This is a genomic window from Ginsengibacter hankyongi, assembly GCF_008710285.1.
Taxonomy (GTDB): Bacteria; Bacteroidota; Bacteroidia; order Chitinophagales; family Chitinophagaceae; genus Ginsengibacter; species Ginsengibacter hankyongi.
Window position 1 is genome coordinate 115,424 of the sequence record NZ_VYQF01000004.1, and the last position, 21,983, is coordinate 137,406.

Annotated in this window: 16 protein-coding genes; 7 read left to right on the top strand and 9 right to left on the bottom strand. The window is 37.1% G+C overall.

The annotated features are described in order from the left end of the window. Positions 1-22: 22 nt before the first annotated feature. The 3 genes from uxaC to FW778_RS14995 all read left to right on the top strand — a co-directional run bounded on the left by uxaC (position 23) and on the right by FW778_RS14995 (position 2,870). Positions 23-1,423, top strand: a complete 1,401-nt coding sequence (uxaC, locus tag FW778_RS14985; RefSeq protein WP_150415621.1) for a glucuronate isomerase — start codon at positions 23-25, stop codon at positions 1,421-1,423. A gap of 113 nt (positions 1,424-1,536) precedes the next feature. Then, positions 1,537-2,148: a SatD family protein gene (locus FW778_RS14990; protein ID WP_150415622.1), complete on the top strand. Its 612-nt coding sequence runs from the start codon at positions 1,537-1,539 to the stop codon at positions 2,146-2,148. Next, positions 2,145-2,870, top strand: a complete 726-nt coding sequence (locus FW778_RS14995; RefSeq protein ID WP_150415623.1) for a DUF3307 domain-containing protein — start codon at positions 2,145-2,147, stop codon at positions 2,868-2,870. Before FW778_RS14990 ends, FW778_RS14995 begins: the two co-directional genes overlap by 4 nt. Positions 2,871-2,958: 88 nt before the next feature. Here the strand turns inward: FW778_RS14995 and FW778_RS15000 are convergent, their stop codons facing one another. From FW778_RS15000 to FW778_RS15035, 8 genes are all read right to left on the bottom strand, one after another. Then, a complete protein-coding gene (locus FW778_RS15000) occupies positions 2,959-3,411 on the bottom strand; it encodes a YhcH/YjgK/YiaL family protein (RefSeq protein ID WP_150415624.1) in 453 nt (150 codons plus the stop codon). Between the two features lie 76 nt (positions 3,412-3,487). After that, positions 3,488-4,798, bottom strand: a complete 1,311-nt coding sequence (locus FW778_RS15005) for an MFS transporter (RefSeq protein ID WP_150415625.1) — start codon at positions 4,796-4,798, stop codon at positions 3,488-3,490. Between the two features lie 257 nt (positions 4,799-5,055). Further along, complete coding sequence (locus FW778_RS15010; RefSeq protein WP_235906272.1) at positions 5,056-7,245, bottom strand: pyrroloquinoline quinone-dependent dehydrogenase; 2,190 nt, start codon at positions 7,243-7,245, stop codon at positions 5,056-5,058. 102 nt (positions 7,246-7,347) lie between these two features. Continuing rightward, on the bottom strand, positions 7,348-8,289 hold the full coding sequence (locus tag FW778_RS15015; protein ID WP_150415626.1) for an RraA family protein: 942 nt from the start codon (positions 8,287-8,289) through the stop codon (positions 7,348-7,350). Between the two features lie 57 nt (positions 8,290-8,346). Beyond that, the gene (locus tag FW778_RS15020; protein WP_150415627.1) at positions 8,347-9,525 is read right to left on the bottom strand and encodes a mannonate dehydratase; all 1,179 of its coding nucleotides are present in this window, start codon (positions 9,523-9,525) and stop codon (positions 8,347-8,349) included. Between the two features lie 175 nt (positions 9,526-9,700). Further along, positions 9,701-11,191 carry a mandelate racemase/muconate lactonizing enzyme family protein gene (locus FW778_RS15025; protein ID WP_150415628.1) on the bottom strand — a complete coding sequence of 497 codons (1,491 nt, stop codon included), beginning with the start codon at positions 11,189-11,191 and terminating at the stop codon, positions 9,701-9,703. A 650-nt stretch (positions 11,192-11,841) separates the two neighbouring features. Continuing rightward, positions 11,842-12,909: a heparan-alpha-glucosaminide N-acetyltransferase domain-containing protein gene (locus tag FW778_RS15030; protein WP_235906273.1), complete on the bottom strand. Its 1,068-nt coding sequence runs from the start codon at positions 12,907-12,909 to the stop codon at positions 11,842-11,844. Positions 12,910-12,996: 87 nt separating this feature from the next. Beyond that, positions 12,997-14,022, bottom strand: a complete 1,026-nt coding sequence (locus FW778_RS15035; RefSeq protein WP_150415629.1) for a sugar kinase — start codon at positions 14,020-14,022, stop codon at positions 12,997-12,999. Between the two features lie 298 nt (positions 14,023-14,320). On the opposite strand from FW778_RS15035, the gene FW778_RS15040 reads away from it, so the two are divergent. Together FW778_RS15040 and FW778_RS15045 are read left to right on the top strand one after the other, a co-directional pair. Then, entirely contained in the window at positions 14,321-14,980 is a 660-nt protein-coding gene (locus tag FW778_RS15040) for a bifunctional 4-hydroxy-2-oxoglutarate aldolase/2-dehydro-3-deoxy-phosphogluconate aldolase (protein ID WP_150415630.1), read from the top strand. A 32-nt stretch (positions 14,981-15,012) separates the two neighbouring features. Further along, the gene (locus FW778_RS15045; protein WP_150415631.1) at positions 15,013-16,308 is read left to right on the top strand and encodes an MFS transporter; all 1,296 of its coding nucleotides are present in this window, start codon (positions 15,013-15,015) and stop codon (positions 16,306-16,308) included. Between the two features lie 131 nt (positions 16,309-16,439). Here the strand turns inward: FW778_RS15045 and FW778_RS15050 are convergent, their stop codons facing one another. Then, positions 16,440-17,327, bottom strand: a complete 888-nt coding sequence (locus FW778_RS15050) for an AraC family transcriptional regulator (RefSeq protein WP_150415632.1) — start codon at positions 17,325-17,327, stop codon at positions 16,440-16,442. A gap of 445 nt (positions 17,328-17,772) precedes the next feature. Here FW778_RS15050 and FW778_RS23175 point away from each other — a divergent pair, with 445 nt between their 5' ends. Continuing rightward, a complete protein-coding gene (locus FW778_RS23175; protein WP_202552272.1) occupies positions 17,773-20,139 on the top strand; it encodes a glycosyl hydrolase in 2,367 nt (788 codons plus the stop codon). Continuing rightward, positions 20,136-21,965: a sodium:solute symporter family protein gene (locus FW778_RS15060; RefSeq protein ID WP_150415633.1), complete on the top strand. Its 1,830-nt coding sequence runs from the start codon at positions 20,136-20,138 to the stop codon at positions 21,963-21,965. Before FW778_RS23175 ends, FW778_RS15060 begins: the two co-directional genes overlap by 4 nt. Positions 21,966-21,983: the final 18 nt, after the last annotated feature.

The window sequence follows — 21,983 nt, forward strand, 5'->3', positions numbered from 1 at the left end:
CATAAATCAACGAGGATTTAGTATGAAAAGCTTTTTGGATGAAGATTTTTTGTTGCAAACTGAAACTGCAAAAAAATTATATCACGATTTCGCAAAACAAATGCCTGTTATAGATTATCACTGTCATTTACCTGTGCAACAAATTGCTGATGATATTAATTTTGAAAATCTTACACAAATATGGTTATATGGTGATCATTATAAATGGCGTGCGATGCGTACTAGCGGTGTTGATGAAAGTTTTATAACCGGTAATAAATCTGATTTTGAAAAATTTGAAAAGTGGGCGGCTACTGTTCCCTATACTTTGAGAAATCCCTTGTATCATTGGACACACCTTGAATTACAGCGATATTTTAATGTGCATGAATTATTAAAGCCTGGTAGTGCAAAAGAAATTTATGATGATTGCACACAAAAACTACAGTCCAAAGAATATTCAGTAAGAAATTTACTTCGTAAAATGAATGTTGCCGTGGTTTGTACCACAGACGACCCTACTGATACCCTTGAATATCATCAAAAAATAAAGGCCGATGGATTTGAAATAAAAGTGCTTCCTGCCTTCAGGCCGGATAAAGCGATGGACGTGGATGATGTAAATGAATTTAATTTATACATAAAAAAATTAGAAGCTGTAAGCGGCATAAATGTCACTTCTTATCAAACTTATTTAGATGCTTTAAAACAACGTCATGATTTTTTTGCAACGATAGGTTGCTCGCTTTCAGATCATGGCCTCGAATATATATTTACGGAGGAATACTCAGATGATGAAATTATTGCGACATTTAATAAAATCCGCAATGGGAGAGAACTTTCATTGGAAGAAAGAGCGAAATTTAAAACTGCGATGCTGTATGTTTTTGCAATATGGGATCACGAAAAGAACTGGGTGCAACAATATCATTTGGGTGCGTTGAGAAATAATAATATACGAATGCTCGAAGTTTCAGGTCCTGATACTGGTTGGGACTCTATCGGAGATTTTCACCAGGGGAAAAAACTTGCTACGTTTCTTGGCAGGCTCGATTCATCCAATCAACTGGCAAAGACAATTCTGTATAATGTAAATCCTGCAGATAATGAATTGATGGCAACTATGATTGGAAATTTTAATGACGGAAGTATCAAGGGTAAAATTCAATTTGGTTCAGCATGGTGGTTTTTAGATCAGAAAGATGGAATGACCAAACAGATGAACGCCTTGTCCAATATGGGTTTAATTAGCCGCTTTGTAGGTATGATTACTGATTCACGAAGTTTTCTTTCTTATCCACGACATGAATATTTCAGGAGAGTTTTATGCAATTTATTCGGCGATGAAATTGAAAATGGCGAGTTACCCAATGACCTGGAATGGACGGGGAAAATTATTAAAGATATATGCTACTATAATGCAGAGAATTATTTTGCCTGGTAAGCCTTTTATTATTATCACGCAAAAACTTGATATTTTAAATTATCACGTATATGCGTGATATTTTTGTTTATCACGTTTAAACGTGATAATTTTATAGAAAGTATATTGTTCCAATGATTGCCGTTATTACAGGAGATATTACCGATTCAAAAAAAATTGATCCAAAGATCTGGCTAAAGCCTTTAAAGAAAGAATTAGATACTATCGGCAGCAGCCCGAAATTTTGGGAAATATACCGTGGGGACAGCTTTCAAATAATTATCAGCAAGCCGGAAGACGCTTTAAGAACAGCGATAAAAATTAAGGCTACTTTAAAATCGATCCAGGACATGGATGTGCGTATGGCAATAGGCATTGGAACCAGGACACACAATGCTCCGAAGGTTACAGAATCTAACGGTACCGCGTTTATTCATTCCGGTGAAAAATTTGAATTGCTTAAAAAAGAAAAACAAAATCTTGCTGTAAAAAGTGACTGGCCCGGGTTTGATAAAGAAATGAATCTTTTTCTAAAACTGGCTTTAATTGCTATGGATAACTGGACGGTAAATGCTGCTGAAATAGTAAAAACAACCATGGAAAATCCAGATAAGCTGCAGGAAGAATTAGGACAAATAGTTGGCATAAAACAAAATGCAATTAGTAACAGGCTTAAGCGGGCTTACTACGATGAAATAATGGAAGTAAATGAGATGTACCTGTCAAAATTAAAAACATTGAAATGATTGTTTTGCTGAAATTATTTATAGCTCATCTAACCGGCGATTTTTTGTTGCAGCCTGAAAAATGGGTTAGAGCAAAAGAAGAAAAAAAGTTGGGCGCATGGCAATTGTACTGCCACTCGTTGTTGCATGGCGTATTGGTTTTATTGCTCATGTGGGATACCAGCTTTTGGATGTGGGCATTGCTCATCGCGTTTGTTCATTTGGTAATTGATTCATTTAAATTACTGGTTCAAAAAAATAATACAAAGCGGGCACTTTTTTTTATAGATCAGCTACTTCATTTTATTTCCATTTATGCAATATGGTTATTGTATGAAGGGAAATACTTTTCATTTTCATTTTTGAAAAATGCCAATTTATTGTTGTTGATCGTGCTGATAATTTTTCTAACCAGGCCTGTATCATTTGCCGTAAAAATATTTATTTCAAAGTGGACGCCGGATACTGAAGCGGGTGATGATGTAGTATCGCTGCAAAGTGCGGGAATGAATATTGGCATTTTAGAAAGATTGCTGGTATTTGTATTTATGATTAACAACGAGTGGCAGGCCGTGGGGTTTCTTCTTGCCGCAAAATCAGTTTTCAGGTTTGGAAATTTGCAGGAAGCGAAAGACCGGAAACTTACAGAATATATTTTAATAGGAACCTTGCTAAGCTTTGGTATTGCTGTTCTTACAGGAATGGGATACCAATACGTGATCGCCCTAAAGCTGGGTTATTGAATTTTTCCTGGTAATTAATATCACGTAAAAGCGTGATAAATTGAATTATCACGTAAATGCATGATAATTAATTCGCCTCTAAAATTAATTATATTTTCACTTTTATTACCATCTTCTTAATAGCCCCATCGCCAATCATTGGAGCATGCACATCGCCTGGGAAAAAGATGGCAAATTGATTATTGGTTAATTGAAAGAACATATCGGGTGCATCATTAAAAAACAGCACATCCTTTTCAGGATTATATTCTCCTTTCTGCTGAAGGCAGTTCTTTCTTGGCTTCCAGCCTATTTTCTCTGTTCCATTTATGCAAAGCTGTATGTCAATGTGCTTATCATGGCATTCAAATTTTGCTACAGATTCTTCTATTGTCATTCCTGGTTTGTCAGAAACGATGGCTTTCAAGAGGTCGGTATCAATTTCATACCTGCCAGGTTCAATTGTATCCAGCTTTTGCGAGTTAACATATTCAAACGCTTTTTTAAATTGGGGATGAACACAAAAATACTTTTCTGCATTTGATAATGTATCTATAATCATATTCTGTTTTTATAAATGAAGTTATTCGGTTTTTATTATTTTAAATAAACTAACTGTATAGCATACCTGTAATTTTTTACAAGGCTGTTGCAGGTGAAATTACAGTTTTATCAGGCACATCGATTCCCGGTTCTTTTAAAATTTGCCGGTTGTCTTTTACTGCGATCATAGTTATAATTGCTGACAGTAAAAGTGCTACTGACATAAAGATATAAGAAGCGTCAAAATTGGTAGTTGCTCCATTTAAGTAACCTACAATATATGCGCCGATAAAAGATCCCAGGGCTCCAAGACTATTAATTAATGCAATAGCACCGCCTGAAACATTTTGGGGTAAAATTTCTGTGATGATTGCAAAGAATGGCCCGTAAGGCGCATACATAGCGCCGCCCGCAATTACAAGCAATACAAATGATAACCAAAAATTACTGGTTCCCACCAGGTAAGAGCTATAAAACGCAACGGAGCCGATCAATAAAAAAGGCCAAACAAAAGCTTTTCTGTTTAATGTTTTATCAGAGAAATAGGAAACCGTAAGCATGGCTATAATTGCAAGCAAATATGGAACAGAAGATAGCCAGCCCGTTTTAATGATATTCATATCGGGGGCCGAATTTAAGATTGATGGCAGCCACATTACAAAGCCATATACACCAATACTCCATAAAGCATATTGCAGGCAAAGAAGAATTACTACTTTAGATTTAAATGCTTGCGCATAATTCTTTACCGGCTTTATAATTTGTTGTTCTTCGTGAAGTTTTTGTTCAAGATTTATTTTCTCAGTATCAGTTAGCCATTTTGCATTTTTTGGCTTGTCTTCAACAAGATACCACCAAAAGAAAGCCCAGACGATGGCGGGCAAACCTTCAAAAATAAACATATAACGCCACCCAACCGATTTCACCAGGTAGCCTGATAGGATAGACATCCAGAGAATAGTTGCAGGGTTGCCAAGAATTAAAAATGTGTTTGCCCTTGATCGTTCAGATTTTGTAAACCACCTGCTTAAAAAAATAAGCATCGAGGGCATAACAGCGCTTTCTACGACACCCAACATAAAACGAATTGCAATTAAAATATTTATATTGCTTATCATACCTGTTGCCATAGCAAGAAATCCCCATAAAATAAGCGACCAGAAAATTAATTTTTTCGCACTTTTATTAGAAGCATACAACGCTCCTGGGATTTGAAAGAAAAAATATCCCAGAAAAAAAAGTGATCCCAGCAAAGAAGACATTGATGCTGTAATATTCAAATCCTTTGCCATCCCCCCGGCAGCGGCAAAGCCAAAATTGGCCCGGTCAAGATATGCAAGGCTATAGGTTATAAAAGCAATCGGGATAAGGCGATACCAGCGTTGTTTAGCAATCGTTTGATTCATGATTATTCAATTTAATTTTCGATCCATTTATTAAATACCTTTTTATAATTATATACAAATCAATTCTCATTATTTTGTACTCTCACCTTAATAACTATTTTCTTTATTGTATTATAACCGTCAAGCTTAAACGCATGACGATGAATTTCCTTCGGAGAAAAAATAAAGAAGCTTTGCAAATTTTTCAAGTTAGAATTTTTTCGGTTAAGCAATGTTGAATTTTATATAACCATTTATTCAATTTATTAAAACTTATTTCATTTCAATGTAAACGCAATATAGTTGCCGCCCGCCTTTCCGCCTCTTGCACCACCTGCTGCTATTACAATATATTGTTTACCGCCAACTTCATAAGTTATGGGAGTTGCAAATCCTCCGGCAGGTAATTGATATTCCCAAACAATCTTTCCTGTTTTCCGATCAAAGGCCCGGAACTTCTCATCGGGTGTTGCAGCTATAAACACAAGCCCTCCTGCTGTTGCCAAAGGACCGCCATAATTTTCAGTTCCTGTAACTGGAATTCCTTTCTTTGTTAACTCAGGATATTCACCCAAAGGTACTTTCCATAAATAGTTTCCTGTATTTAAATCGATCGCATTGAGTGTGCCCCAGGGTGGTTTAATTGCGGGATAACCATTTTGATCCGTTAATTTTTTCCAAACCTTATTTACATAAGCAGGCTTAAATCCAAACTCTTTACTTTTCACGTCAGGTATATTTATTGTACTATGCTCACTAAAAACGGGTGATTTAATATTTGAAGGCATATTCAACAAATATTGTACGATGGCAGTTCGTTCTTCGTCTGATAAACGTTGAAATGATGGCATTCTCCCGCCTCCTGCTTTTATAATCTTTTGAATTTCGTTTATTGTGCGTTTCTTTCCAATATTGACTAAGTTAGGAAATTCTGTGCCACTGCCTTTTTTATCCTTTCCATGGCAGGCAGCACAATTCATTAAGTAAAGAATATTACCGCTTGAGAGCGAAACAAATTCTTTATTTCTTGTCGCAGTATCTATCAATTGTGTTATCCAGGGGTCATCGTTTGAATTTTGATACAATACGCCATCAGCGCTTATCGCATTGCCGCCCCATTCGGCGCCACCGCTATAACCGAATAGTAAAGTTCCAGTAGTATTTTGAGGAGTAAATTTATTGTCAGTTCTATATTTTTTATATTCTTCTAAAACATAGGCATGCGATTCAGATGAAAGATTGGTAATATCTGCTTCAGTGAATATTTGGTGAGAAAAGGGCAGGGGCTTTAGTGGGTACTTTTGTGTTGGCCATGGATGTTCACCGGGAAGCCCACCGGTTGGTACGGGTCTTTCTTCAACAGGAAATATTGATGTGCCGCTATCGCGATCTAATATATAAATAACACCATCTTTAGTTGATTGAACTACCACATCCTCTTTCTTCCCATTGTGTGTTACTGTTGTAAGATTAGGGGGACAAGGAATGTCACGATCCCAAAGGTCATGGTGAATTGTTTGATAATACCATTTCATTTTACCGGTTGCCGCATCGAGGGCCATAATGCAATCTGAAAAAAGATTGGTTCCTTCACGATTACCTCCATAAAAATCCGACGAGGGAGAGCCTGTTCCAAAATATACAACTTCTCTTTTTTCATCGAGCGTTAAGCCACTCCAATTGTTGGCTGCACCAATATTTTTCCATGCATCTTTCGGCCAGGTGTCATGACCAAATTCGCCGGGACGTGGAACAGTGTGAAAAACCCATCTTAATTTTCCTGTTAAAATATCGAAAGCTCTGACATTCCCAGGCGCAGCATCTCCTGATTCGGGCACTGCCGAACCAATGATTAAAAAATTTTTATAAACAATTCCCGGTGTGTTGGCCGTTACTGAAAGTTGGCTTACATCATGGTCAGAGTCGGGAGCAAGGCCTTCATGAAGATCAACAACACCATTTTGTCCGAAACCTTTAACCAGTTTTCCGTCATTTGCGTTCACGCAAAAAAGATTTGATCCTGCACTATACAAAATGCGTTTATCCTCGCCGTTAGTCCAATAAGCAACACCCCTGTTTACATTAATTACATTGTATCTTTTTCCATCTTTCGAAGGTTCAAATTTCCATAATTGTTTTCCGGTGCCTGCATCGAGTGCAAACAAGTTAAGGTCTGCGGTAGTTCCATATAAAATTCCATTAACAACTATTGGCTGACATTGTATCTGTTTCGGCCTGGGAGGTTTTGAATCGTTTGGGTCCGGAACTTCAGCTGCATTGTACATCCAGGCTATTTTTAAATTATTTACATTGCCCGCATTTATTTGGTCCAAAGATGAATACCGGTTTCCTGCTTTGTTTCCGCCGTAAACAGGATAGTCTATTCCAACTTGCATGGAAGTTTCCTTGTGTTTACAACTGATCATCAACAAAAACACCAGAATAAAAAGCAGGAATGTTTTCTTCACTTTTTGATTACCTTATGTTTAATAAATAATAACTGCCGATGATTTTCCATGCAGAAGTTTTCGGGGATTTATTAAATAATATTCTTTAAACAAAATATTCGTCTATTCGTTGTAGTTATGAGTCTTTAGATAATCATTCAATTCTTTTCTCGTCATGGGTAGTTTACTGTCTGGATAATTGTTGATCCAGTTTATAAAATCTTTTTTTATTTCATCGGACCAGCGGCTATCAATTTGCCCGGCGAGATATTTCTTTTCCTTCAAACGCTGAAAGCCAAACTGATCGCGTAAGGCCGTAACTTCTGATGATATTACTAATTCTGCTACAAGATTAGCCGGTATGAAAATTGTGCCATACTGATTGGCGAGTACGACATCGCCTGGCAACACAATTGCACGCCCAACGCGGATGGGCGCATTAATGGAAGTGAGCATTTCCTGTTGAAGATAAGAAGGATCATCTCCTCTTATCCACCCGTTAAATCCTTTAATTTCTTTTAACCCGCCAAGGTCTCTAACGGAGGCATCGAAAATAACGCCGTTTTGTGAATTGGCATAGATTGCATTTCCAAGATTAGACCCTATCAATGTTCCATCAATAATTCTCCCATAACCATCCGCAACATATACATCACCTGGTTGCAAAATATTAATTGGCCATGAATTGGTTCCTCCTGAAGAATCACGGCCTTCGGATATTCCCTGTTGTTTTATAAGCTTTGCAAAGTCGGGTCTCAATGGCATATATTGTGCGGTTATTACGCGACCCGTCATCACACTATCGGGATTAATAATTTTCCAGTTTCCTTCATATTGGTTTTGATAACCCTGGCCACGAAGATAACCCCATGCTTCTTCCATGGCAACATTTTTTAATCGTTTCAAAATAGCATCTGAAACTTTAGGCCGGCCATCTGCAAAACGTTCGCCTTTCCAATCTGCCGTGAGTGATTTAATATACTCTGGTGAAGAACCCACACGTTGGGCAATGGCGTAACATAAGGTAAACACAAATGCTGTGAGTAATATTAATTTTTTATTCATGATTATTGTTGTTTTTATCCAATAGTTATATTGCCTTTGTCAATCTCTATTAAGCAGCTATGCTGGCTTAGCAGTTAAAGTTGTTCCTCTTGCTGCATCAATAAGTCCTCGTATGTAACCTATAGCAAATAAAGTTCCTATTGTACTGTATCCCGGAAAACTATTACTATCGCCGGCCATCGTAGGCACATGATCCGGTCGTATCGGGCCCTTGAAACCATTATCATACAATATGTGCATCAACCTCGCCATATCCATTTGCCCGTTATCTATAAAGGTTTCATGAAAGTGTTGTTTATAACCAACTACGTTTCTAAAATGAACGAACGTAATCACATTTTTTTTGCAAAAATATTCTATAGCAACAGGCAAGTCTTCCTGCTTACCTTCATCTCCCATTTCACCAAAAGTTCCATCCCATGTAATACCATTATTTGGACTTGGATAAATATCTATCATTCGTTTAAAGGCAGCAACAGATGTCATTATCCGCGGAATCGCCCTGATTGCATCAACGGGAGGATCATCAGGATGCATGGACAACTTTATTCCATATTTTTCTGCCTCGGGAACAACTGCCTTCAAAAAATATTCAAGATTTTTCCACATCAAACCATGCGTCAATGTTCCATATTCTGTTATTGGATCGCCTTCCATTTTATCAATATCAAAACCCATTACCAATGCGTCGCCACGGTCGGGCCTTGCTTTATCGCTACGGGCCCAGCTTATTAACGGCATCCAGTTGTAACACACGGTATCAATCCCCAATTGTGAAATATTTTTCATAAACGTAACGAAGTTGGCAATCTCTTCATCTCTTCCCGGAAGGCCCAGTTTAGTTTTGGTATTAAGGGCAGGCGGCCCTTCTATCACAGTTAGTTTTAGTCCTTCTTTGTCCCATGATTCCTTTACAGCTTTTATTACATCAAATTCCCAACTGTTTGCATTGTCCATTCCAACCATTTTTGGGTTGATTCCTCCAACAGCACCTAATACACCCATTTGCTTTGCAAGTTCAATTCTTCGTGGTTCCTTGCCTGCAAAATAAGCAAGGCACAATTTCATTCCTGCATCTTTAATATAATTTATTTCGGGGTTTTGGTCTTTTAAAGAGTTCCTGTTATTTTCATTTCGTTTATGCCTATCCGTTGCGAATGCGCCCATTGTCCCAAGTGATAAGGATGCAGCAACCGATGTACTTTTTATAATAAAATCGCGGCGATTGTCTTTCATGATTATGAATTTTTTGGACTTGAAAAAAAGAACAGATATTGTTTAAAATATAAATGGAAAATACGCAAAAACGATTTTATTCCACGGCCGGTTTCATGTATTATTCTATCATTTTAAGATATTATTCTATCCTGCCCTGAGTGATTAAAATATTGAACATCAATATTAAACTCTTTTAACTGAATACCCTGTCGTGTGAACGTATTTCATTCCATTCTGGTGTTGGGGCAAAAAAGCTTTTATCTTTTGCATGCAAATGCTTTTTTACTTCTTCTTCATTTAATTCAATGCCCAGACCGGGCGCAGAAAACGGAACGTTAGCAAAGCCTTTTGTTATCAATTGCCTTCCATCTGTTGTCTTCACTAAACCTTCCCACCATGGCACATCAATATTATGATGTTCACAGGCAAGGAAGTTTTGGGTTGCTGCTGCACAGTGCACATCGGCCATAAACGAAACGGGTGTACCAGCCTGATGCATCGCCATGGCTACACCGTGTTCTTCAGCATAATCTCCAATTCTCTTCGTTTCTAATAAGCCTCCTGAAGTTGCGAGATCAGGATGAACGATATCAACCGCATGAATATCTATTAATGGTTTAAAGTTTTTCAGAAGGTAGATATCTTCGCCGGTAAGCAAAGGAGTTTCAAGTGCATCAGACATTGTTTTCCATTGATCAGTTAATTCCCACGATACAATATCTTCCATCCAAGCAAGCCTGTATTTTTCCAGTGCCTTGCCCAATCTTATACCGTTATTCAAATCAAAGTGTCCATAATGATCTGTAGAAAGTGGTATATCATATCCCACCATATTGCGAACCTTCTCTACTATTTTAGTTAATTCATCAAGGCCTTTATCTGTTATTTGTATTTGAGTAAAAGGATGAAGTGTATTTGCATAAGACATATTATCGCCCTGCCATTGTTTAAGAGAGCCCTGGCTTTCCCAGAATTTTTGATTAACTAAAGTGCCTGGAATTTTTGTAAGCTCATCAATTGAAACATCCATTTTAAGCCATGTGTATCCCTGGTCTTCGGTGCGGTACTTAATTAATTTTAATTGTTCTTCGGGTGAATTAGCTTCAGGTGTATCAGCATACAGTCTTATCTTATCACGATACCTGCCTCCTAATAATTGCCATGCAGGAACGTTATATGCTTTGCCACATAGATCCCAAAGAGCCATCTCTACTGCACACACGCCACCCGCTTGGCGGCTTGGTCCGCCAAATTGTTTTATAATTTTAAATATCATCTCTACATTACATGGATTTAGACCAAGGATGCGGCTTTTCAACATCAAAGCATAGCGGGGATCGGCCGCATCCCTCACTTCTCCTAAACCATAAATGCCCTGGTTAGTGTCGATACGAATAATAGCGGTGCCTCCCATTGCAGCCGTGAGCGCATAGCGCATATCGGTAATTTTTAAATCGGACGGGGCCGAATAACGTTTAACCTTAGACGTAGTTAATGCAAGCGTGTCTTCGATAGACAATCCCATCATTCCTGCAAGCGTAATCCCCCCGAAAGCTGTTTTCTTCAAAAAATCACGACGGTCTTTTTTTGTTTCGGGATTATTTATTTCTGCCTGCGCTTTAAGCGCTTCAGCTTTTTCAAGTTCTTTATTGTTTTCACTTAATTGTTTTAAAATACTTTTCATAAAAAATGTTTTAGATGAGATTACGTAGCCGTTATTTTCAAAATGAATAATCGTTATCGTTAGTTTTCTCTGTTAGGCCGATTAAAAATTCTAACAAAATGTTCTGCAAATTTTATTTAAAACATTCCATCCGATTCTATTAATTTTTCAACAAAATAGTTATCAGATTCCCGGATCCGGTATTCTTTATAACATGTACACGCAATCGTTATATTAACTAAAAATAGCCAATTTATTATTGTTAGCAGCAAAAAACTCATATCTGGGAAATAAACTAAAACTAAATATTGAAAATATTTAAATACAAAAGTTTAATTCCAATCGCAATGCTGTACCGCACTAATTCTTTTTTTACTGCTCTATTGTTCCAGAGGAACGTTTTGTGCTAAATTAGTTCTTTGAAAATATATTGCTCGCCATATTCTACTTCAAGAACCTTGAGCATTCTTCTAAATTCATCTAAAAATAGTAGAACCACAAAAAATGAACACAAATTTGAAGTCTGATCTTTCTTTTTTCTAACAATCCTGCAATCCATATCACAAAAAAAGCAACCAGGAAAGAACGGATAATTCCGCCTGCACCTTCATTGAAAAATTGCGGATAGTGGAATCCCATCAATGTGTAAAAAGAATAGAGCAGGTAAGGAATTAAGTAGGTGGTAAGTGTACTTGTGCCGGCCGGCCGGATAACTTTAAACCAATCTTGCCTCTTATATCAATGAAATAAATTAGTAATTCAAAAATAAGAATGCCAAGACCTATACAAATAGCTACCCATGCCGGAGTTGCCCGAATCTTTGAAATGCCTGCAGCATAAGGCCTGATATATAATCCAAAAATCAGCATTGCAATTCCAACAGATGTAAACAAAATCCATAGTAATTTATCTTTTCCCTTACCGGCTAATTCCCTGTATAAAAGGGATATTACCACGCCTCCCATCGTTAATGCCACGGAAGCAGCATTGCCAATAACCCATAGGGAAAATTTCAGAGCATGAGTATGAAATGCAACGTTAATAATCATGAATAAAAAAAAGGCGGTTAGCTGTATCCAAAAATTACCTCTTGACAAAAGATAAATAAAAGCACAAACAAGATACGACCATCCGATGATGCCCAGAATACCCCACCAATACGGTTTAAATCCAACAGGGGCTGTTGGTTGTCCTCCTTTAAATAGCCAGGCCATCAGTAATAAAATCAATATACCTATACTTTGTAAAAAATACTTTTTTGATTTCTTCATAGCACCGGGATAATCAATCCATATAAGAAAAAAGGCAATGGTTATAAATATCTCCCACACGGCTTTTGGCAAAATTGCAATGCTGTTATAATTTTCTAAATTAACATGGAGAAATCCCATAACCAGCAAAGCAAAAGAGCGGGCTAAAATATAGGTGGCAACCTTATAAAAAGAATCGCCTCTCTTTATTCGTTTGGTGAGTGCAAACGTAAGAGACAAGCCTACAATAAAAAGAAAGATGGGAAAAATTGTATCAGCAAAACCAAGGCCATCAGCCTGTGCGCTTACATGTTCAATCCATTCAGGAATATTTTTAACGCCACTTACATCATTTACGAAAATCATAAAAAACATAGTGATCGCCCGGAATACATCTATTGATAATAGACGTTTTGGGAGCTGTCGCATCGTATTGGAAATGGAATCTTCTAGAACACGATCGCTAATTATTCCTTCGGATATTTGCATGTCCTACATTTTTTTTCTTTCCGTGACGATATCGAATATACATCATCATTTCAAGAAAAAAATCAATTAATTCTTACCGAAAAATATTTAACGCTGCACTCTTCCGCTTGCATCTCCTTTCATTAATCCTTTTACATCACTTAATGTAGCATGGTTTAAATCTCCGGGGATAGTATGTTTCAATGCAGAAGCAGCAACACCGAATTCGGCGGCATCTTTCATCGCCATTTCAGTAACCAATCCATAGATAAAGCCGCTTGCAAAAGAATCACCGCTTCCAACGCGGTCTACAATTCTTACTTCGTATTGTTTGGTATGATAAAATTCATTGCCATCATATACTAATGCACTCCATCCATTATCTGAGGCACTATGACTTTCTCTTAATGTAGAAGCAATGTATTTGAAGTTGAATTTTTCTTTCATCTGTTGAAATACATCTTTATAACCATCAAGATTTAATTCGCCTTTAGTTACATCGGTTCCTTTACTTTTAAATCCTAACGTTGTTTCTGCATCTTCTTCGTTGCCGATACATACATCAACATAAGCGCAAAGCTTCGTCATTACTTCTTTGGCTTTTTCCTTACTCCATAATTTCTTGCGATAATTAAGATCAATACTGGTGGTAATTCCTTTAGCCTTTGCCGCTTTCAAAGCTGCTTCGGTAAGGGCCGCAGCACTATCGCTTAACGCCGGCGTTATCCCGGTTGTATGAAACCATGAAGCGCCATCAAATATTTTATCAAAATCAAAGTCTTTAATTTCAGCTTCTGAAATAGCCGCATCAGCACGATCATATACCACTTGTGATGCACGCATAGACGCTCCTGTTTCCAAAAAATAAATGCCTAATCTTTTTCCGCCTCTTGCAACAAATTGCGTATCTACACCATAACGGCGCAGGTGATTTATTGCAGATTGTCCTATTGGATTATCCGGCACTTTGGAAACGAAAGTTCCCTGTAATCCATAGTTACAAAGGGCTGCAGCTACGTTTGCTTCTCCGCCACCATAGGTCACATCAAATATATCCGCTTGCACGAATCTTTTAAAATCGGGAGTAGATAACCGAAGCATTATTTCTCCAAGTGTTACAACTTTTTTTGCCATGATCATTTATAAATTAAAACTTAAACAGATTTATTTCTCAATTCGATAAGGCCGAATTTCTCTCATATTTATTGAAGCAACAAGAATTATAGCAATAATTATCAAAAAAAATACGGAATCGATTGCGTAGCGAACCGGAATTACAGGCTCTTTTTTCAATTTTTAATTTCGAAAAGAAAGGCACTTGCGTGAACAATTTCAATCGTTATAAGTTACAAATTCGGTAACGTTTGCGTAAAAAAATATGGTTTAATAATATAATTCCAATAACATTGTTCATCTGGAAAAAAATTATTTTATGGATACAAAAAATGAATTATTAAAATTAATCCCTGAACAGGGAGTATTACCCTTATATTTTTATAAGGATACCGAAGTAAGCATTCAGGTGCTAAAATCATTGTACAGTGCAGGTATAAGAGCAGTTGAATATACCAACCGCGGAGAAGCTGCATTGCTGAATTTTAAAAAAATGCGTGAAGTCTGTGATGCTGAATTAAAAGGAATGTACCTGGGAATAGGGACTATAAAGAATGGGAACATGGCGCAGACATTTATCGATGCGGGCGCAGATTATATTATTTGCCCTGGACTTATTGAAGAAGTTGCTACAGTTGCTGATAAGAATAATATGCTTTGGGTTCCTGGCTGTATGACTCCTTCGGAAATTATTCGTGCAGAGAATATGGGTGCAAAAATGATAAAACTATTTCCAGGAAATATTTTAGGACCAGGTTTTATGAGCGCCATAAAAGAATTATTTCCTGGGTTATTATTTATGCCCACCGGCGGAGTTGATCTTGATAAAGAAAATATTGCAGGTTGGTTTAAAGCAGGCGTATGCGCAGTTGGAATGGGGAGCAAATTGGTAAGCAAAAATTTATTGGAGCAAAAAGATTATTCAAAAATTGAAGCGCTTACAAAACAGGTAATAGATATTGTAAAGTCAGTGAGATAGATAGATAATTGTTTTAAAAATAAACATACGACATGCAGAAGAATATGGGAAAATACAGGTGGACGATTTGCGCTTTGTTATTTTTTGCCACTACAATTAATTACCTCGATAGACAGGTAATCAGTTTACTCAAACCTTATCTTGAAGTACAATTTAAATGGACGGAAAGCGATTATTCCTACATCGTTATGGCCTTCCAGTTATCGTATGCTTTAGGAATGATTTTCGTAGGAAGATTTATTGATAAAGTTGGAACTAAGTTAGGTTATGCCTTATCAACCCTGGCATGGAGCCTTGCTGCAATGGGACACGCTTTAGCCCAAAGTACCTTAGGATTTGGCATTGCACGTTCCGCTCTTGGTATTAGCGAAGCTGGTAATTTTCCTGCAGCAATAAAAACAGTTAGTGAATGGTTCCCTAAAAAAGAAAGAGCTTATGCAACAGGAATATTTAATTCAGGTTCTAATATAGGGGCTATTGTAGCGCCACTTACTGTTCCCTGGATTGCTGAAAAAATGGGTTGGGATTGGGCATTCATTTTAACGGGTGCAGTTGGTTTTATCTGGCTTATCTTATGGATATTTATTTATGAAATTCCTGCAAAAAATAAAAGACTTTCTAAGGAAGAATTTGCATATATCAATAGTGATTTGGATGAACCGGTTGATACACAAGAAAAGCCTCCCCGCACTTCATGGTTTAAATTATTAGGGTTTCGCCAAGCATGGGCATTTGTTATCGGAAAATTTTTGACAGATCCAATATGGTGGTTCTATCTTTTCTGGCTACCTGCGTTTCTTGATGCTCAATACGGAGTTACCGGAACTGCTATAGGGTTGCCAATTGCACTCGTATATACGATGACCACATTTGGAAGTATCTTCGGAGGATGGCTGCCTATGTATTTTATAAGAAAAGGCTGGCCCGTTTTTAAAGCACGAAAAACATCTATGCTTATTTATGCTTTTTGTGTGGTGCCTGTAATTTTTGCACAATGGCTGGGCTCGTTAAACATGTGGCTGGCTGTATTCATTATTGGTTTTGCAGCATCGGCACACCAGGCATGGAGCGCTAATATTTTTACAACGGTATCGGATATGTTTCCTAAAAAAACGGTTGCTTCTGTTACCGGGCTTGGCGGCATGTCCGGCTCGGTTGGAGGTATATTAATTGCATGGCTGGCAGGTATTCTATTCGATAAATATAAATTACTGGGTAATATTGAAACCGGCTATTATATCATGTTTTTCATCTGCGGTTTTGCTTACCTTATTGCGTGGGTCGTTATGCATTTGCTGGTTCCTAAAATGAAAATGGTGGATGTATAATTAATCTTAATTAAGCTGAATTAAATCTTACGATTAACTATAAGTGTTTTAATGGAGTCGATTATCTTCTGACGGGGTTAAACTTACAATAAAACGAAGGGAAATAATGATAATTCTTTTTTGAAAATATTTTAAACAAATCTTCTAACGCCGGTTGAAATATAATTTTGCCTGTATTCTTTTGGAGTACTGATTTTTTTCTTTTTAAATATCCGGTTGAAATTTGACATGTTGTTAAACCCACATTTGTACGCAATTTCATTAATGCTGTTAGTGGTGTCAATTAGCATTCTTGTAGCATGGCCCAGGCGCACTTCATTCAAAGTGTCAATAAAAGTTTTCCCGGTTCTTAATTTAAAAAACCTGCTGAGAGATACTTCCGCCATTCCCGCAATTTTAGCTGCATCTCCCAATGTTATGTTCTCACTAAAATTGTTATTGAGATAAGTCATAATCTTTTCAATTCTGCGGCTGTTGTATGAAGGCGTTTCTGTATTAAAGGCCATAACGGATAAAGTTCTCAAGTTCCTGGAAGTGGACAGGTCGTGCAGGATCGACATAAGTTCTAATACGGAATCGAAGCCGTGCTTTTGCTGTAGTTGGATTAATCTGGGCGTGATCGACAGGGTTGTAGCTTCTGAAAATAATACTCCTTTTGACGAGCGTTGCAGTAATGTTCTTATAAAACTTAATTGGTTGCGGTGCAAAAATTTTTCATCAAAAAGGTCGCGGTGAAACTGGATGGTGATTTCATTAATGACCTTGTTTTTACACTTATGAGTAAACCATCCATGTTGCAGGTTCGGGCCTACAAGAACCAACTCTGTATTTCCTATTTCTTCCACATGGTCGCCTACTATACGTTTCGCACCTGCCGCATTCTGAATAAAATTCAGCTCAAATTCATCATGAAAATGTAATGGAAAATCAAATTCCTTTTTAGATCTAGAGAACAACGAAAAGCAATCGTTTTGCGTAAGAGGCGTAATTTCTCTTAGTAATTTAGTCGTTAAACTCATAACAAAGCATTAAAAATGGATAAGATATATTAATAAAGTATTACAAATATGTCCAGTTTTGATACTCAAAAATCCTTGCGAATAAAGGAAATAAAAAGGTAAAAATATGATTTCAAATAATAAAACATAAATAAAAGATAAATATGTACTGATTTGGGGGTATAAATTGAAATACTTTTGAAGAAGCAAAGCTTGAGCAATGAGAAATTATTTTAATACGAAATTGGTGTTGATTTTATTATTCACTTTTTCAGTAAGCTTCATTTATTTAATGATTTCCCCATGAAGTTTTTTGTTTAACCCATTATTTAGCGTAGACGTAGAGAGAAAAGGGTGATTTATGATTATGCAATCGATGTTATAGAAATAATTTTTCCCCAGTGCGGTTTTGTACATCTTTATATAAGTAAAACATAGAACTAAAATGGCATTTTTAAATTTAAAAATGATAAAGAACTTATTTGTCTTATTATGCGCAGTTTTATTTTTTAAGATTTTACCAGCTCAATCTGAATTGGTGAAAATTAAAGGCAGCCAGTTTTATTTAGATGGTCATCCTTTTTATTATGTAGGCACTAATTATTGGTATGGAAGTGTACTCGCTCTAAAAAAAGACAAGCAAAAAGGTATCGACAGGTTGAGGCAGGAACTGGATTTCTTAAAATCGCATGGTGTAACTAACATAAGAATATTAGGAGGAGCAGAAGGAAAAGGTTTAATTAATGGTGTGCAAAGGGTTGGCCCTCCTTTACAAATTAAAGAAGGAGTATTTGATCCGGGTTATTTAAAAGGAATGGATGTGTTACTAACTGAGTTGGCTAAACGCAAAATGACCGCGGTTATTTATTTAAGTAATAACTGGAACTGGAGTGGAGGTTTTCTGCAATATCTTAAATGGAACGGGTTAATTCCTGATTCGGCATTTAATAAAGACATTCCCTGGGGTGAGTTGGGAAATTATACCAGTAAGTTTTATGACTGCGAAAAATGTAAGGCAGATTATTTCAAACAGGTAAAATATATTGTTGGGCATACTAATTCAATCACTAATAAAAAATATTCAGAAGATCCGACTATAATGGCCTGGGAAATCGCTAATGAGCCTCGGCCCATGCGCTCCTCCGCAATTAATTTTTACAGAAAATTTATAAGTAACACGGCTTCATTAATAAAAAAGATCGATTCCCATCATTTGGTAACTACCGGTACTGAAGGTTATATGAGTACGGAAAGTATCCAGTTGTATAAAGATGTTCACAATGATAAAAATATTGATTATCTCACTATACATATTTGGCCAAAAAACTGGTCGTGGTTCAAGGGCAAGGATATTGCCGGCGGCATGGATTCGGTTATTAGTAAAACAATTACTTATTTAAATGTTCATAAAAAAATAGCAGAAGAATTAAACGAACCGCTGGTAATAGAAGAATTTGGTTTGCCAAGGGATAATCATTCTTATGATATTGACTCGCCTACTACTTACAGAGATATTTATTACACCAAAATTTTAAGTGAATGGTTGAACAGTAAGCGTACTAGCGGACCGTTAGCTGGCGTAAATTTCTGGGCTTACGGCGGTATTGCAAAACCTATAAAAGGGCAAATCATGTGGAAAGAAGGAGATGAATATATGGGCGATCCGCCAATGGAAGAACAAGGATTAAACACAGTATTCAATTCGGACAAGAGCACTTGGAATGTTATTGATTCGTTTTCAAAAAACACAAATAAAAATCTACTAACGGATGATCTGCCAATTGATAAAAGAGCAACACAACACGTAATTAATTTATATCATAATTTAAAAAGGCTGCAAAAAAAAGGAATCATGTTCGGCCACCAGGATGATCTTGCTTATGGAGTTGGCTGGAAATATATTCCTGGCAAGAGCGACGTAAAAGAAGTTACAGGCGATTACCCGGCAGTACACGGCTTTGAGTTAGGCAGGATAGAATTAGGCCATCCTGTGAATCTTGACAGTATGCCGTTTGATAAAATGCGAAAATATATTCTGCAGGTTTATGAAAGAGGCGGCGTGGTTACATTGAGCTGGCATTTAAATAATCCATTAACGGGTAAAACGGCGTGGAATGCCGCTCCCGGCACTGTTGCGTCTATACTTCCCGGTGGGGAGAGGAATGAATTATACAAAACCTGGTTGGATAAAGTGGCGGATTTTATTGTAAGTTTAAAAACAAAAAATAGTGTGCCCGTTCCCGTTATACTTCGTTTGTTTCATGAGCTAAATGGCAATTGGTTTTGGTGGGGAAAAGATCATTGCACACCCGAAGAATTTAAAAAGCTTTGGCAATTTACAGTTTCGTATTTAAGAGATACAAAACATATTCGCCAGCTATTGTATGCGTATAACACCGATCGTTTTTCTTCTAAAGAAGAATATCTTTTAAAATACCCCGGTGATGAATGGACAGATGTTGTGGGTTTTGATATTTATCAAAGAAATGGCGGTGCAGATGGAAATGCTGCGTTCATTAAAGACGCAGGTAACATGCTAACAATGCTGGAAGAAATAGCCTCAGAGAGAAATAAAATCCCTGCACTAACAGAGTTTGGCTATGCAAAGGTGCCCGACAGTAGCTGGTGGACACAAGTATTTTTAAAAGCGCTGGACCATCATAAAATATGTTATGCATTAGCATGGCGCAATGCTGGCTATATGCCTTCCGGCGAAGCAGAATATTACCTGCCTTTTAAAGGCCAGCAGTCTGAAGAGGATTTTATAAAATTTTACAAAACTCCTGGGATTTTATTTCAAAAAGATATAACGAAAGAGCATCTTTATAAATGAAATTACAGTTTATAGATATAGCAATAGTTGCCCTGTATCTTTTAATGATGCTGATGCTGGGATGGTTTCTCAGGAAAAAAGCAAGACAGGATAACGAGAGTTATTTAATGGGTGGCAAAAGGCTTCCGTGGTATTTGCTGGGGCTTAGTGATGCAGCAGATATGTTTGATATAAGCGGAACCATGTGGATGGTTTCATTATGCTTCGTGTATGGGTTAAAAAGTATCTGGATTCCTTGGTTGTGGCCGGTGTTTAACCAGGTTATTAATATGATGTTCCTCGCAAAATGGTTGCGGCGTTCTAACGCCAATACAGGAGCCGAATGGCTGGCTACACGATTTGGCATAAAAGGTACTGGCGTAAAATCTTCTCATAATGTTGTTGTTGCTTTCGCATTAATTGGCTGCCTTGGTTTTTTAGCATATGGTTTTATTGGCCTCGGAAAATTTATTGAAATTTTTGTTCCCTGGAACCTCGTTCAGCCGTACATTCCGTTTCATGTAGCGCCTCAATATGTAGCGCATTTTTACGGAATTATATTTACGCTGTTTGCCATGTTCTATTCAATTCTTGGCGGCATGCGGAGTATTGTGTTGGGAGATCTTATTAAATATATAATCATGACTGTTGGCTGTATTGCTATTGCAATAATTGCCGTTATACACTTAAATGGCCATTCTTTAAATGTGCCGGCAGGGTGGAGCAATCCTTTCTTCGGCTGGCATCTAAACTTAGATTGGTCGGGCATTGTAGCTGATGTAAATAAAAAAATTACCGACGATGGGTATGGCCTTTTTGGTTTGTTTTTTATGATGATGTTGTTCAAAGGTGTATTTGCAAGCTTGGCTGGCCCTGCTCCTAATTACGACATGCAAAAAGTTTTGTCAACAAAATCGCCAAAGGAAGCTTCCAAGATGACGTGTTTTGTTTCTATTGTTTTATTGCCGATAAGATATTTAATGGTGATTGGTTTAACCGTTCTCGGGTTGTTATACTATAATCAAATGGATCTTTCTGACGGATTGGGACATACTGATTTTGAAAGAATATTACCGGGAGCCATCAACAGTTTTTTGCCGGCTGGAATTTTGGGGTTAGTGCTTACTGGTTTATTAGGTGCATTTATGGGCACTTTCTCCGGCACTATGAACGCGGCACAGGCCTATATTACGAACGATATTTATTTAAAATATATTAATCCAAACGCTACCAACAAAAAAGTTATCTATATAAATTATTTGTCAGGAGTTGTGGTGGTTACCATTGGAGTTGCACTTGGATTTTTTACAAAAGATGTCAATAGCATTTTGCAGTGGATAGTGTCAGGATTATATGGCGGCTATATTGCTGCTAACATGCTCAAATGGTATTGGTGGCGTTTCAATGCGAACGGGTTTTTTTGGGGCATGCTTGCAGGAATTGCAGTAGCGCTAATATTTTCAAGGTTTTTTGACGGCATACAATTCCTTTATTATTTCCCGGTTCTTTTTCTTATATCAATAACTGGTTGCCTTGTTGGAACTTATGCATCGCCGCCAACAGATACCGAAGTGTTGAAAAGTTTTTACAAAACGGTGCGCCCGTGGGGCTTTTGGAAGCCAATTCATACAATGGTAGTAAATGAAGATCCCCTATTTATTGCCAATAAAAGATTCAAACTCGATATGTTTAATGTAGCCCTTGGGATTATTGCACAGCTTTGCCTCACTATTTTGCCAATGTATCTTGTTTTGTGGATGAAACTTCCTTTAATCCTAACGGTTAGTATACTTCTAATAATAATAATTATACTTAAAAGAACGTGGTGGAATAAACTGGAAAACTAAAATATTAAACCTTTAGCA